Annotated in this window: 10 protein-coding genes; 2 read left to right on the top strand and 8 right to left on the bottom strand. The window is 62.0% G+C overall.

The window, feature by feature from the left end; all coding sequences use genetic code 11:
• Positions 1–14 precede the first annotated feature (14 nt).
• The 6 genes from QNH97_RS02590 to QNH97_RS02565 form a co-directional block, all read right to left on the bottom strand.
• Positions 15–647, bottom strand: a complete 633-nt coding sequence (locus QNH97_RS02590; protein ID WP_265031646.1) for a sarcosine oxidase subunit gamma — start codon at positions 645–647, stop codon at positions 15–17.
• A gap of 162 nt (positions 648–809) precedes the next feature.
• Positions 810–3,827 carry a sarcosine oxidase subunit alpha gene (locus QNH97_RS02585; protein WP_283555469.1) on the bottom strand — a complete coding sequence of 1,006 codons (3,018 nt, stop codon included), beginning with the start codon at positions 3,825–3,827 and terminating at the stop codon, positions 810–812.
• Positions 3,824–4,153 carry a sarcosine oxidase subunit delta gene (locus QNH97_RS02580; RefSeq protein WP_283555468.1) on the bottom strand — a complete coding sequence of 110 codons (330 nt, stop codon included), beginning with the start codon at positions 4,151–4,153 and terminating at the stop codon, positions 3,824–3,826. The genes QNH97_RS02585 and QNH97_RS02580 overlap by 4 nt, the downstream gene beginning before the upstream one ends.
• A gap of 14 nt (positions 4,154–4,167) precedes the next feature.
• Positions 4,168–5,418: a sarcosine oxidase subunit beta gene (locus QNH97_RS02575; protein ID WP_003177603.1), complete on the bottom strand. Its 1,251-nt coding sequence runs from the start codon at positions 5,416–5,418 to the stop codon at positions 4,168–4,170.
• A gap of 21 nt (positions 5,419–5,439) precedes the next feature.
• On the bottom strand, positions 5,440–6,693 hold the full coding sequence (glyA, locus tag QNH97_RS02570; protein ID WP_025215864.1) for a serine hydroxymethyltransferase: 1,254 nt from the start codon (positions 6,691–6,693) through the stop codon (positions 5,440–5,442).
• Positions 6,694–6,999: 306 nt separating this feature from the next.
• On the bottom strand, positions 7,000–7,704 hold the full coding sequence (locus tag QNH97_RS02565) for a TraX family protein (protein WP_283555467.1): 705 nt from the start codon (positions 7,702–7,704) through the stop codon (positions 7,000–7,002).
• 195 nt (positions 7,705–7,899) lie between these two features.
• Between QNH97_RS02565 and QNH97_RS02560 the strand changes: the two genes are divergently transcribed.
• Entirely contained in the window at positions 7,900–8,940 is a 1,041-nt protein-coding gene (locus QNH97_RS02560) for a threonine aldolase family protein (RefSeq protein ID WP_283555466.1), read from the top strand.
• A gap of 198 nt (positions 8,941–9,138) precedes the next feature.
• Here QNH97_RS02560 and gbcB read toward each other — a convergent pair whose 3' ends face one another.
• Entirely contained in the window at positions 9,139–10,239 is a 1,101-nt protein-coding gene (gene gbcB, locus QNH97_RS02555; RefSeq protein WP_283555465.1) for a glycine betaine monooxygenase reductase subunit, read from the bottom strand.
• Positions 10,240–10,520: 281 nt separating this feature from the next.
• Here gbcB and gbca point away from each other — a divergent pair, with 281 nt between their 5' ends.
• A complete protein-coding gene (gbca, locus tag QNH97_RS02550) occupies positions 10,521–11,816 on the top strand; it encodes a glycine betaine monooxygenase oxygenase subunit (protein WP_283555464.1) in 1,296 nt (431 codons plus the stop codon).
• Positions 11,817–11,912: 96 nt separating this feature from the next.
• Here gbca and QNH97_RS02545 read toward each other — a convergent pair whose 3' ends face one another.
• Positions 11,913–13,157 (bottom strand): metallophosphoesterase family protein, encoded by a 1,245-nt coding sequence (locus tag QNH97_RS02545; RefSeq protein WP_283555463.1) that lies wholly within the window; start codon positions 13,155–13,157, stop codon positions 11,913–11,915.
• Positions 13,158–13,162: the final 5 nt, after the last annotated feature.

Raw genomic sequence — 13,162 nt, 5'->3', positions numbered from 1 at the left:
TCCAAGGCCATCAATCAGGCCTGCACGCTCAACCCATACTCAGCCGCCGCATCCTGCAACCACAGCCACCAGTAATCGGAGAAACTGCGGCGGATCACCAGTTCCCAGGTGTCTTCGCCAGTGTGGCGGATCACCAGTTGCGACTTGGCGAACACCGTGCCCACGGCCTTGCCCACCGGGAAGTTGCTAGGGTGTACATCGTAGCTGGTGGATTTCATCAGTACGTCGCGCACGTTCGGGCCGGACAGCTCGAGGAGCTGCTGGCCGCCGCTGACGTTGACGATCTGGATGTGCAGGTCGCCCAGGGCTTCGCGCAATTTTTTCTCGGCGGCGAACTCTTCACCGCTCGGCACCACCAGCAGCCACTCGTCCGGGCCGAGCCATTGCAGGCTGGTTTCACCCTTGACGATGACGGCCAGTGCACCCGGCAATTCCAGGCCCAGGGCCTTGTGCACGCCGGCGGCGAACGCCGGGTCGTGGCCATCGCCACGAATGGTCAGGTGGCCCAGGAGTTTTTTCTCGCGCACGGTCACACCGGCGTTCTTGCGGCCCTTGCCTACCAGGCTGGCGAGGTCGGCATGGTGCAGCGACGACTCGGCCTTGGCCCCGGTGGTTGGGCGTTGTTGGTACACGTTGACTGCGGTCATATAGCACCTGTCTTGAATTCTGGTTCCGGCCCTTGTGGCGGCTGTTCTGCCGCCATCGCGAGCAGGCTCGCTCCCACAAGGGTCATGCGATCTCCTGTGGGAGCGAGCCTGCTCGCGATGCTGGCACCGCGGAGCAACTGCTCACCACAGACCTGAAGGTCATTAGATATTCTGCCGATCCCCCTTCGGATCGAAGAACACCGAAGAAACAATCTCTGCCTCGATCACGCTGCCGTCGGCCAATGGCGCGAACACTCGCTCGCCCATCCGCTTGAGGCCACCCTTGACCACGCCCATCGCAAACGAATAACCCAGGGAGTTGTGGGCATAGCTGGAGGTCACGTGACCAACCATGGTCATCGGGATCGCCTGCTTGGTGTTGAACACCAGTTGCGCGCCTTCCGGCAGCCAGACATTCGGGTCGATCGGCTTGAGACCCACCAGTTGCTTGCGGTCCTCACGTACACAGTCTTCGCGATTCATGCCACGCCAGCCGATCCACGAGAACGGTTTGGTACGGCCTACGCACCAGCCCATGTTCAAGTCGTCCGGGGTCATCGAGCTGTCGGTGTCCTGGCCAACGATGATGAAGCCCTTCTCGGCCCGCAGTACGTGCATGGTCTCGGTGCCGTACGGGGTCAGGTTGTACTTCTTGCCGGCCTCGACGATTTGCTCGAGCACGCCCATGGCGTAGTCGGCCTGCACGTTGATTTCGTACGACAGTTCACCGGTGAACGAGATCCGGAACACCCGTGCTGGCACGCCACCCACCTGGCCTTCCTTCCAGGTCATGAACGGGAAAGCGTCCTTGTCCAGGTCGATGTCGGTGACTTCGCTCAGCAGCTTGCGGCTGTTGGGGCCCGACAGGGTCATGGTCGCCCAGTGGTCGGTGACCGAGGTGAAGTACACCTTCAGGTCCGGCCATTCGGTCTGGTGATAGATCTCCAGCCATTGCAGCACACGTGCCGCTCCGCCCGTGGTGGTGGTCATCAGGAAGTGGTTGTCCGCCAGACAGGCCGTTACGCCGTCGTCGAAGACCATGCCGTCTTCCTTGCACATCAGGCCGTAGCGAGCCTTGCCCACGTCGAGCTTGGTCCAAGCGTTGGTGTAGACGCGGTTGAGGAACTCGCGGGCATCCGGGCCCTGGATGTCGATCTTGCCCAGGGTCGAAGCGTCCAGCAGGCCGACGCTGTCACGCACGGCCTTGCATTCGCGCTTGACCGCAGCGTGCAGGTCTTCACCGTTTTTCGGGAAGTACCATGGGCGCTTCCATTGGCCGACGTCTTCGAATTCAGCACCGTTCTTCACATGCCAGGCATGCAGCGCGGTGAAGCGCACCGGTTCGAAGATGTGCCCGCAGTGCCGGCCGGCCACTGCGCCGAAGGTCACCGGCGTGTAGTTCGGACGGAACATGGTGGTGCCCATCTGCGGGATGCTCACGTTCAGCGAGCGGGCCGCGATGGCCAGGCCGTTGACGTTGCCCAGCTTGCCCTGGTCGGTGCCGAAGCCCAGTGCGGTGTAGCGCTTGACGTGTTCCACCGACTCGAAGCCTTCGCGGGTGGCGAGTTCGATGGCGGCGGCGGTGACGTCGTTCTGCAGGTCGACGAATTGCTTCGGCGCCCGTGCGGTGGTTTTTTCGTGTGGCACCTGGAACAGCGCCAAGGTCGGTTCTTCATGACGGCTCAGGGCTTTAGGCAACACGCCCTCCACCGCTTTGAAGCCGGCTTCGCTGGCTGCGCGCACGCCGCCCTCGAAGCCATCGGCCAAGGTATCGCCGAGGCTGTAGACGCCATTCACGCCGCCCACGCACACACGCTTCTGCGGTGCTTCGCCCGGTACGAAACCGAGGATATCTTCACGCCAGATCGGTTTGCCGCCCAAGTGCGAAGCCAGGTGAACCACCGGGCTGTAGCCGCCGGAAGTGGCCACCAGGTCGCAGTCCAGCCATTCGCCAGGGCTGGTGACTTTATGAGCTTTCACATCAATAGCGGCGATGCGCGCGCCAGTGACACGCTTGCTGCCACGGGCCTCGACCACGGCGCTGCCGGTGAGGATGCGGATGCCTTTGGCACGCGCCTCTTCTACCAGCGCACCGCGAGGGTTGGCGCGGGCGTCGGCGATAGCCACCACTTGCAGGCTGGCGTCGATCCAGTCCAGGGCCACGCGATAGGCGTGGTCGTTGTTGGTGCTCAACACCAGCTTCTTGCCCGGTGCCACGCCGTAGCGGCGCACGTAGGTGGACACTGCGCCGGCCAGCATGTTGCCCGGCACGTCGTTGTTGCCGTAGACCAGTGGCCGTTCGCAGGCACCGGTCGCCAGCACCACGCGTTTGGCGCGGACACGGTTGATGCGCTGGCGGACCTGGCCAATCGGCGCACGGTCACCGAGGTGGTCGGTGAGGCGCTCATGAATGGTCAGGAAGTTATGGTCGTGGTAACCGTTCACCGTGGCGCGAGGCAGCAGCACCACTTCGGGCATCGATTTCAGTTCAGCGATCACCGCCGCGACCCATTCGGTCGCCGGCTTGCCGTCCAGGCTCTCGCGGGAATCAAGCAGGCTGCCGCCGAACTCTTCCTGCTCGTCGGCCAGGATGACGCGCGCACCGCTACGGGCCGCGGCCAGTGCGGCGGCCAAACCAGCAGGGCCAGCACCGACGATCAGCACGTCGCAGTGACGGTTCATATAGTCGTAGGTGTCCGGATCGTTCTCGGTCGGCGAGCGACCCAGGCCGGCGGCCTTACGGATGTACTTCTCGTACGTCATCCAGAACGATTGCGGGTACATGAAGGTTTTGTAGTAGAAGCCCGGCGGCATCAGCTTGCCGCCGACCTTGCCGAGAATGCCCATCATGTCGTTGTTCACGTTCGGCCAGCCGTTGGTGCTGGTGGCGACCAAACCTTGATACAGCGCCTGTTGCGTGGCGCGCACGTTAGGGATCTGCGTGGCTTCGGTGGCACCGATCTGCAGCACCGCGTTCGGCTCTTCGGCGCCGGCGGCGAAGATGCCGCGCGGACGGGAATACTTGAAGCTGCGACCAATGATGTCGACGCCGTTGGCCAGCAATGCAGCGGCCAGGGAATCGCCCTCAAAGCCTTTGTAGGTCTGGCCGTTGAAAGTAAAGCTCAGCACTTTGTTGCGGTCGATCCGTCCGCCGTTGGACAGGCGATTGATCTGGCTCATACCTTCTCTCCCAGAGCCTGTGCAGCCGCTTTCGGACTGTCAGCCTTGTCGGTGAACTGCGGCTTTTGGCCGATCTTGTAGGTTTCGAGAATCTCGTAGGTCACGGTGTCACGGGTCGCGTTGAAATACTGACGGCAGCCGGCGACGTGGTCCCACAGTTCATGGTGCAACCCGCGTGGGTTGTCACGGAAGAACATGTAATCGCCCCACTCCGCGTCGGTGCAGGTATTCGGATCCAGCGGACGCGGGATATGCGCCTGGCCGGATGCATGGAATTCCTCTTCGGAGCGCAGTTCGCCGCAGTGAGGACAGAAGATGTGCAACATAGGGATTTCTCCTGTTAGTGGGCGACGGCAGCAGCGCCGTGTTCGTCGATCAGTGCGCCGTTGTGGAAACGGTCGATGGAAAACGGTGCGGCCAGTGGGTGCATTTCACCCTTGGCCAGGCTTGCAGCGAAGACGTTGCCCGAGCCCGGAGTGGCCTTGAAGCCGCCGGTGCCCCAACCGCAGTTGAAGAACATATTCGGTACCGGGGTCTTGGAGATGATCGGGCAGGCGTCCGGCGTGGTGTCGACGATGCCGCCCCACTGGCGGTTCATGCGCACCCGCGAAAGCACCGGGAACATCTCGACGATGGCCTGGACGGTGTGTTCGATCACCGGGTACGAGCCGCGCTGGCCGTAGCCGTTGTAGCCGTCGATACCGGCACCGATCACCAGGTCGCCCTTGTCGGACTGGCTGATGTAGCCGTGCACGGCGTTGGACATGATCACGCTGTCGATAATCGGCTTGATCGGCTCGGACACCAGCGCTTGCAGCGGGTGGGATTCGATCGGCAGGCGGAAGCCGGCGAGCTTGGCCATGTGCCCGGAGTTACCGGCGGTCACCACACCGACGCGCTTGGCGCCGATGAAGCCCTTGTTGGTTTCCACACCGATGCACACGCCGTTTTCCTTGCGGAAACCGATCACTTCGGTCTGCTGGATCAGGTCCACGCCCAAGGCGTCGGCGGCCCGGGCAAAGCCCCAGGCCACGGCATCGTGACGGGCCACGCCGCCGCGACGCTGGACGGTGGCGCCCATCACCGGGTAGCGGGTGTTTTTCGAGCAGTCCAGGTAAGGAATCTCGTCAGCCACTTGCTTGGCGTTGAGCAGTTCGCCGTCCACGCCGTTGAGGCGGTTGGCGCTGACACGACGCTCGGAATCACGGATGTCCTGCAGCGTGTGGCACAGGTTGTAGACGCCACGCTGGGAGAACATCACGTTGTAGTTCAGGTCCTGGGACAGGCCTTCCCAGAGTTTCATCGCGTGTTCGTACAGATGGGCCGATTCGTCCCACAGGTAGTTGGAGCGCACGATGGTGGTGTTGCGCGCGGTGTTACCGCCGCCCAGCCAGCCTTTCTCGACCACGGCCACGTTGGTGATGCCGTGTTCTTTAGCCAGGTAATAGGCGGTCGCCAGACCATGCCCGCCGCCGCCGACGATGACCACGTCGTAGACTTTTTTCGGTGTCGGCGTACGCCACATCCGCTGCCAGTTTTCGTGATGGCTGAGAGAGTGCTTGAAGAGGCCGAAGCCCGAATAGCGTTGCATAGTCATTACTCCAAAACCGACTCAGCGATAAACCGGGAAGTCCGCGCACAGGGCCGCTACTTGCTGGGCAACATTGGCCTCGACATCGGCGTCGCCGAGGTTGTCGAGGATGTCGCAGATCCAGCCGGCCAGCGTGACGCACTGGGAGACCTTGAAACCGCGAGTAGTCACCGCCGGAGTGCCGATGCGCAGGCCCGAAGTCACGAACGGCGATTGCGGGTCGTTCGGCACAGCGTTCTTGTTGACGGTGATGTGGGCGCGGCCCAGGGCAGCATCGGCATCCTTGCCGGTCAGGCCCTGACGAATCAGGCTGACCAGGAACAGGTGGTTATCGGTGCCACCGGACACTACATCGTAGCCGCGCTTGATGAACACGCCAGCCATGGCCTGGGCGTTATCGATCACTTGCTGCTGGTAAACCTTGAAGCCAGGCTCCGCCGCTTCCTTGAAGCACACTGCCTTGCCGGCGATCACGTGCATCAGCGGGCCGCCCTGGGCGCCCGGGAATACTGCGGCGTTGAGTTTTTTCTCGATCTCTTCGTTGGCCTTGGCCAGGATCAGGCCGCCACGTGGACCGCGCAGGGTCTTGTGGGTGGTGGTGGTGACCACGTCGGCGTACGGCAGCGGGTTCGGGTACAGGCCGGCGGCGACCAGACCGGCCACGTGGGCCATGTCGACGAACAGCAGGGCACCGACTTTGTCGGCGATCTGGCGGAAACGTGGGAAGTCGAGGGTCTTGGAGTAAGCCGAGAAACCAGCCACGATCATTTTCGGCTTGTGCTCGACCGCCAGGCGCTCGACTTCATCGTAGTCGATCAGGCCAGTGGTGGTGTCGATGCCGTATTGCACCGCGTTGTAGAGTTTGCCCGAGGACGACACTTTGGCGCCGTGGGTCAGGTGACCGCCGTGGGCCAGGCTCATGCCCAGGATGGTGTCACCGGCCTGCAGCAAGGCGAGGTACACGGCGCTGTTGGCCGAAGACCCGGAGTGCGGCTGGACGTTGGCGTAATCGGCACCGAACAATTGCTTGGCGCGTTCGATAGCCAGGGCTTCGACTTTGTCGACGTGCTCGCAGCCGCCGTAGTAGCGCTTGCCCGGATAGCCTTCGGCGTACTTGTTGGTCAGGCCACTGCCCTGGGCCTGCATCACGCGCTTGCTGGTGTAGTTCTCTGACGCGATCAGCTCGATGTGATCTTCCTGGCGTTGCTCTTCGGCGTTCATCGCCGCCAGCAGTGCATCATCGTAACCTTGAATCTGATCTTGCTTGCTGAACATCGCGTCTCTCCCAGCGGCGGCGGTGCGCCTTTCGTCTCGGTGAGGCACTGACCATTCGGTCGTGCCCTTTGGATGCGATGGTATGGCCGGCGCAGGCAGGTCAAATGCCTATGGACGCCACACAAAGGTGCGTTTACGACATGCGCTCAAATGGAATGGAACACCGACCCTGTGGCGAGGGAGCTTGCTCCCGCTCGACTGCGAAGCAGTCGTAAAACCGGCAAACGCGGTGGACCTGACAGATCACGTTCTCAGGCTGGGGGCTACTTCGTAGCCCAGCGGGAGCAAGCTCCCTCGCCACAAGGGCTACGCGGCGACCTGGCGAACCACGAGCAAAACCAGGAAATGCGCCGGATAAAGGCCATAAGCCCAACGCCGCATCGCCGGGGGATGAAAACGACCAGCCTGTCGCAACAGCAACAACCCCAGCCCTGGCGCAATCAGGCAAGCCAACAACCCCCACAACGCCACCGCATCCCCCAGCCACGCCGCGCCATACAACACCCGCCATTGATTGGCCGCCACACACACCAACCCTGGCAACAACGCGAAGTACCAAGGCCGGCGAAACACCAGCAACATCGCCAGCGGCAGCAGCACGCCAAAGAAGCCAAACATCAGTTGCGCCGAGAACAGCGCCGCCAACAGCAACGCCCCCGCCGCCAGGCCTCGCGCCTCCAGGGTCGGCGTCTGCCAGCTGCGCGCCACCAGCAACCCCAGGGTCAGGGTCGGCAGTACATTCAGGGTGGCGGCGTCGGGCAAGAACATCCGGTAGGGAATCTCGCTCAGCGCGCTGAACAGCAGCAGCCAGCCCAGGTAACCCCACCGGCTCGCGCTGGCCTCGCTGCGCGCCAGGTTCGCCGCCATTGCCAGGCAAAACCACGGGAACGCCAAGCGTCCCGGCACGTAAAGCCAGTCAACGGAGAACCCGACATATCGCAGATGATCGAGCACCATCGCCACCAGACCCAACCACTTGAGCAGGTCCAGTGCACCGTCACGGCGGCTCATGTGCACAGCGGCCCGATGGCTTTGTGATTTTCTGACAGCAACATCCGGTGGGTTCCCCCGCTAATCTTGGGTAAAGTGCGCACCAACATCGACCACGGCGCTGTGAACTCAAACACGCCGAACCAGGGAACTCCCCAAACGGGAATTCCGCCAGGGATCTCTTACCCAGGACTCTCTATCTCAGGAGCAAGGCCCATGACCGACAAGAGTCAACAGTTTGCCAGCGACAACTATTCCGGCATTTGCCCAGAAGCCTGGGCTGCCATGGAAGAGGCCAACCAGGGCCACCAGCGCGCCTACGGTGACGACGAGTGGACCCATCGCGCGGCGGATGATTTCCGTGCCTTGTTCGAAACCGACTGCGAAGTGTTCTTCGCGTTCAACGGCACTGCGGCCAACTCCCTGGCGCTGTCTTCGCTGTGCCAGAGTTACCACAGCGTGATCTGCTCGGAAACCGCTCACGTCGAAACCGACGAGTGCGGCGCGCCGGAGTTCTTCTCCAACGGTTCCAAGCTGTTGGTGGCCCGTACTGAAAACGGCAAGCTGACCCCCGACGCCATCCGCGAGGTCGCCCTCAAGCGCCAGGATATCCATTATCCCAAGCCACGGGTCGTGACCCTCACCCAGGCTACGGAAGTCGGCAGTGTCTACACGCCGGACGAAATCCGCGCCATCAGCGTTACCTGCAAGGAGCTGGGGCTGAACCTGCACATGGACGGCGCGCGGTTTTCCAACGCCTGCGCCTTCCTCGGCTGCTCACCGGCAGACCTTACCTGGAAGGTCGGCGTGGACGTGTTGTGCTTCGGCGGGACGAAAAACGGTATGGCGGTGGGTGAAGCGATCCTGTTCTTCAATCACGACCTGGCCGTGGACTTCGACTACCGCTGCAAACAGGCCGGGCAGTTGGCCTCGAAAATGCGCTTTCTCTCTGCGCCGTGGGTCGGCCTGTTGCAGAACGACGCCTGGCTCAAGCACGCCCGCCACGCCAACCACTGCGCCCAATTGCTCGCGCAACTGGTCAGCGACATTCCCGGCGTGGAACTGATGTTCCCGGTCCAGGCCAACGGCGTATTCCTGCAACTCTCGGAACCGGCCATCGCCGCCCTCACCGCCCGGGGCTGGCGCTTCTACACCTTCATCGGCAAGGGCGGCGCACGCTTCATGTGCTCGTGGGATACCGAAGAAGCGCGGGTGCGGGAGTTGGCGGTGGATATTCGGGAAGTGATGAGCGCCTGAAGCAACGACCGATATCTTCAGGCTTTTGGGCTTTTGGGCTTTTAAGCTTTTGTGGCGAGGGAGCTTGCTCCCGCTGGGCTGCGCAGCAGCCCCAAGGCCTGAGAATGCGGTTTGCCAGGTGCACCGCGTTTGCCGGTTTTACGACTGCTGCGCAGCCGAGCGGGAGCAAGCTCCCTCGCCACAGGGGGCCGCCGCTGATCAAAACTCGATCCGCACATCCCCCTTCGGCACGCTGCAGCACGACAGGATGTAACCTTCGGCCTCGTCGTCCTCGGTGATCCCGCCGTTGTGCTCCATTTCCACTTCCCCGCCCAGCTTCAACACCTTGCAGGTGCCGCAGATGCCCATGCCGCAGGCCTTGGGGATCATCATGCCGAGCTTGGCGGCGGCGGCGTGGACGGTTTCTCCCGGCCCCACACGAATGCTCTTGCCAGAGGAGGTGAACTCCACCAGGTGCAGGTCCGCGGCATCGACTTCCGGCGCGTCGGCGGCCTGCTCGGCCTGCTCCACGGCGTCGGCGCGGGCTTCCGGTGGCGTGGCACCGAAGGATTCCTCGTGATAGCGCTTCATGTCGAAGCCATTGGCTTCCAGCAGGCGCTTGACCGCATTCATGTACGGCGTCGGACCGCAGCAAAATACTTCGCGCTCCAGGAAGTCCGGCGCCATCAGCTCCAGCATCTTGAGGTTCAGGTAGCCGCGATAACCGGCCCAAGGCTCGCCCAGGCCGTGTTTTTCACAAATCAGGTGCAGGTTGAAGTTGTCGATCCGCGACGCCATGTGCTCTAGCTCGCGGTGGTAAATGATGTCCTTGGGCGAGCGGGCACTGTGGATGAACACCATGTCGACGTTGGCGTTGGTGTCGTAGTACCAACGCGCCATGGACATCACCGGGGTAATCCCGACGCCGCCGCTGAGGTAGAGCACCTTGGGGCTGGTGAAGTCGATGGCGTTGAACAAGCCCACCGGCCCGTGCACCGCCAGCTCCTGGCCTTCGTGCAGGGTGTCGTGCAGCCAGTTGGAAACCTTGCCCCCCGGCACGCGCTTGATGGTCACCGAAAAACTGTAGGGCACTGACGGCGAGCTGGAGATCGTGTAGGAACGCATGACCGGTTGGCCTTCGATTTCCAGCTCCAGGGTGACAAACTGCCCCGGCTTGAAAAAGAACATGATCGGCTGGTCGGCCATGAAGCAGAACGTGCGCACATCCCAGGTTTCCTGGATGACTTTGACGCAACGCACGATATGTCGGCCATTGGCCCAGGTCTGGGTCGTGACCGGGTTCAGGAAGTTATTGGACATGCTGATCTCCACGGCCGACTGCCGGCCTTCATGTTGGCGATTGTGCGCAGGCGCCTGAACGGCCATTTACCTATCTGCGACATTCACATACTTATCGCGACCAGCCCTTAACTACCGGGCCTTACGCGTCGGGAACAGATTGGGCCATGTCGCCCATGGATAAGGTTCGGCCCCTGCGCGGCCCCACACTCGCCCCAACAGACAAACAATATTTTTTGCCTTGCGTAGCACAACCGATCAGCCACTTTTGCGGCCACGTAGAGGGCCTTGAGGATAAAATGATGGACGTCACCACTACCCTGAGCCTGGGCGATCCGCTGGAACCCGCACGCAAGGCCACCGCACAGATGCTACAGGAGCGTGAGCGCACGTTCTCGTTGCCTCAGCCGTTCTACTCCGATGAGCGGCTGTTCGATATCGACATGCAGGAAATCTTCCAAAAGGAATGGTTGATCGCCGGCATGACCTGCGAAATCCCGACCAAAGGCAACTACCTGACCCTGCAAGTCGGCAAGAACCCGATCATCGTGATTCGCGGCGCCGACGGTGTAGTGCATGCCTTCCACAACGTCTGCCGCCACCGCGGTTCTCGCTTGTGCACCAGCGAGAAGGGCAAGGTTGCCAAACTGGTTTGCCATTACCACCAGTGGACCTACGAGCTGGACGGTCGCCTGTTGTTCGCCGGCACCGAAATGGGCGCCGACTTCGACATGAAGCAGTACGGCTTGAAGCCCGTGAACGTGAAGACCGCCGGCGGCTACATCTTCATCAGCCTGGCGGAGAACCCGCCGGCCATCGACGACTTCCTGGCGACCCTGACCCATTACATGGAACCCTACGACATGGAAAACACCAAGGTGGCGGTGCAAACCACCTTGATGGAGAAGGCCAACTGGAAGCTGGTGCTGGAAAACAACCGCGAATGCTACCACTGCGGCGGCGCGCACCCCGAATTGCTCAAGACCCTGCTGGAATGGGACGACGTCACCGACCCGCGCGCCGACCAGGCGTTCAAGGACCATGTGGCCGCCTCCGCCGCCGCCTGGGATGCCGAGAAGATCCCTTACGCCCACGCCAGTTTCGGCCTGCGTAACCGCATCGTGCGCATGCCGCTGCTCAAGGGCACCGTATCGATGACCATGGACGGCAAGCAAGGCTGCGCCAAGCTGATGGGCCGCATCAAGAACCCGGACCTGGGCTCGATGCGCATCCTGCACCTGCCGCACTCGTGGAACCACTGCATGGGCGATCACATCATCGTGTTCACCGTGTGGCCGATCAGCGCCCAGGAAACCATGGTCAGCACCAAGTGGATCGTGCACAAGGACGCGGTCGAAGGTGTGGACTACGACGTGGCGCGCATGCGCCAGGTCTGGGACGCCACCAACGACCAGGACCGTCGCCTGGCCGAAGAAAACCAGCGCGGCATCAACTCCACCGCCTACCAGCCGGGCCCGTACTCCAAGACCTATGAGTTCGGCGTGGTGAACTTCGTAGACTGGTACAGCGAGCGCATGCTCAACAACCTGGGGGCCGAGCCTGCGCCGTACCTCAAGGGTGTTCCGGTCCAGGGCTGACAGCAAAAAGCTTCGCGAGCAGGCTCGCTCCCACATGAGATTGCATTCCAATGTGGGAGCGAGCCTGCTCGCGAAAGCGGTTTAATCTTCAGCCGATTATTTTGAAGACCACCGCACCGACCCATCCTCCCCATAAAACGTCTCTTCGATGTTCTCTCCCACCAGCCGCACCTTCACATACCCATTCAACACCCGCTCTGGATACGCCTCGTCCCCGGCCAACTGAGTTTCCGACCACAGCACCCGGGCATGCCCGTTCAGTTCGCTGGTGGTGCCGTAGGGAATCGCCCCGTGCCCGGCGCAGCGTGCGTGCAACCCACCTTGGGTGGCGTAGCAGATACCGTTGTGCAAATGGCCCCAATACCAATAGTCCGGCTCACGCCCCAGGGCATCACAGACCGGTTGGTAGAGCGCCGTCTTGTTGTGCCCGGAAATATCGAAACCCTGGTGATGACTGAGCACCATCAGCTTCTTGCGCTTGGGCAAACTCTTCATCCAATCGATCTGTTGCGCGTTGAGGGTGCCGTCCATGTACAGGTTCATGGCGTCCGAGGCGTAGGCGCTGTCGAGGCCGACCACCAGCCAGTCGTCGTTGTACAAGGCAAAGTAACTGGTGCCCTGCTGCACCGGGAAACGCTTGGCCAGTTCCTTGAAATAACCGTGGGCACCGCTGTACATCTCGTGGTTGGAGTTGAGGGTGAATGAGCCGTGCTTGCCCTGGGGCCAGCCGATCATGTCGACGTCTTCCTGGGAGTGGGTGCCGGCGTAATACACATCGCCCAAATGGATGGTGAAATCGGCCTGGGCCAGTTGCATCTGATCGGCCACGGCCACCGCGGGTGCATGACTGTCGAAGGGTCCGGTGCCCCAGTCGCCGGCGATGGCCAGCACCACGTCGCTGTCCATTTTCACCAGCGCCGGAGTAGTGGCAAACGGCGCGTGGTGGCGCAGGTTCTCGATCCATTTGAGCAACGCCTCGCTCCATAACAAATCCAGCAACTCCCATTTGCGACAACCGAGCAAGGTGCCGTCCTTGAGGACCCGGGTCGGCAATTGGTCCTCGCTTTGCGGCAAGGGCTTGGCGTTGCCGATCTTCAGGATCGACAAGCCGTGGGCCAGTTCCCAGGGCACGGCCGGTTCGTCATCCGGCAGGTCGCCGTGATTGATGACGTGCTGCGCCTGGTCGTGGCCCCTTTGCAGCAGTTTGACGATGGCCTGGAACTCCTCGGGCTCCAGATCGTTGACGAGTTTCTTCCAGGACATTTCCAGCCGCGTGACCAACCCGTGCAGGCGGACCTTGACCTTGTCGAACTCATGTTCCCAATGGTGCAGTAATGACATGTGAA

The sequence above is a fragment of the Pseudomonas sp. G2-4 genome (genome assembly GCF_030064125.1).
Taxonomy (GTDB): domain Bacteria; phylum Pseudomonadota; class Gammaproteobacteria; order Pseudomonadales; family Pseudomonadaceae; genus Aquipseudomonas.
This window is presented reverse-complemented; position numbering and strand designations above follow the sequence as displayed.

Bases quoted from the DNA above. Each gene is read 5' to 3' on its own strand.
- QNH97_RS02575 (WP_003177603.1), bottom strand. From the start codon at position 5,418: ATGCAACGCTATTCGGGCTTCGGCCTCTTCAAGCACTCTCTCAGCCAT.
- QNH97_RS02590 (WP_265031646.1), bottom strand. From the start codon at position 647: ATGACCGCAGTCAACGTGTACCAACAACGCCCAACCACCGGGGCCAAG.
- QNH97_RS02580 (WP_283555468.1), bottom strand. From the start codon at position 4,153: ATGTTGCACATCTTCTGTCCTCACTGCGGCGAACTGCGCTCCGAAGAG.
- QNH97_RS02545 (WP_283555463.1), bottom strand. From the start codon at position 13,157: ATGTCATTACTGCACCATTGGGAACATGAGTTCGACAAGGTCAAGGTC.
- gbcB (WP_283555465.1), bottom strand. From the start codon at position 10,239: ATGTCCAATAACTTCCTGAACCCGGTCACGACCCAGACCTGGGCCAAT.
- gbca (WP_283555464.1), top strand. From the start codon at position 10,521: ATGGACGTCACCACTACCCTGAGCCTGGGCGATCCGCTGGAACCCGCA.
- QNH97_RS02565 (WP_283555467.1), bottom strand. From the start codon at position 7,704: ATGAGCCGCCGTGACGGTGCACTGGACCTGCTCAAGTGGTTGGGTCTG.
- glyA (WP_025215864.1), bottom strand. From the start codon at position 6,693: ATGTTCAGCAAGCAAGATCAGATTCAAGGTTACGATGATGCACTGCTG.
- QNH97_RS02560 (WP_283555466.1), top strand. From the start codon at position 7,900: ATGACCGACAAGAGTCAACAGTTTGCCAGCGACAACTATTCCGGCATT.
- QNH97_RS02585 (WP_283555469.1), bottom strand. From the start codon at position 3,827: ATGAGCCAGATCAATCGCCTGTCCAACGGCGGACGGATCGACCGCAAC.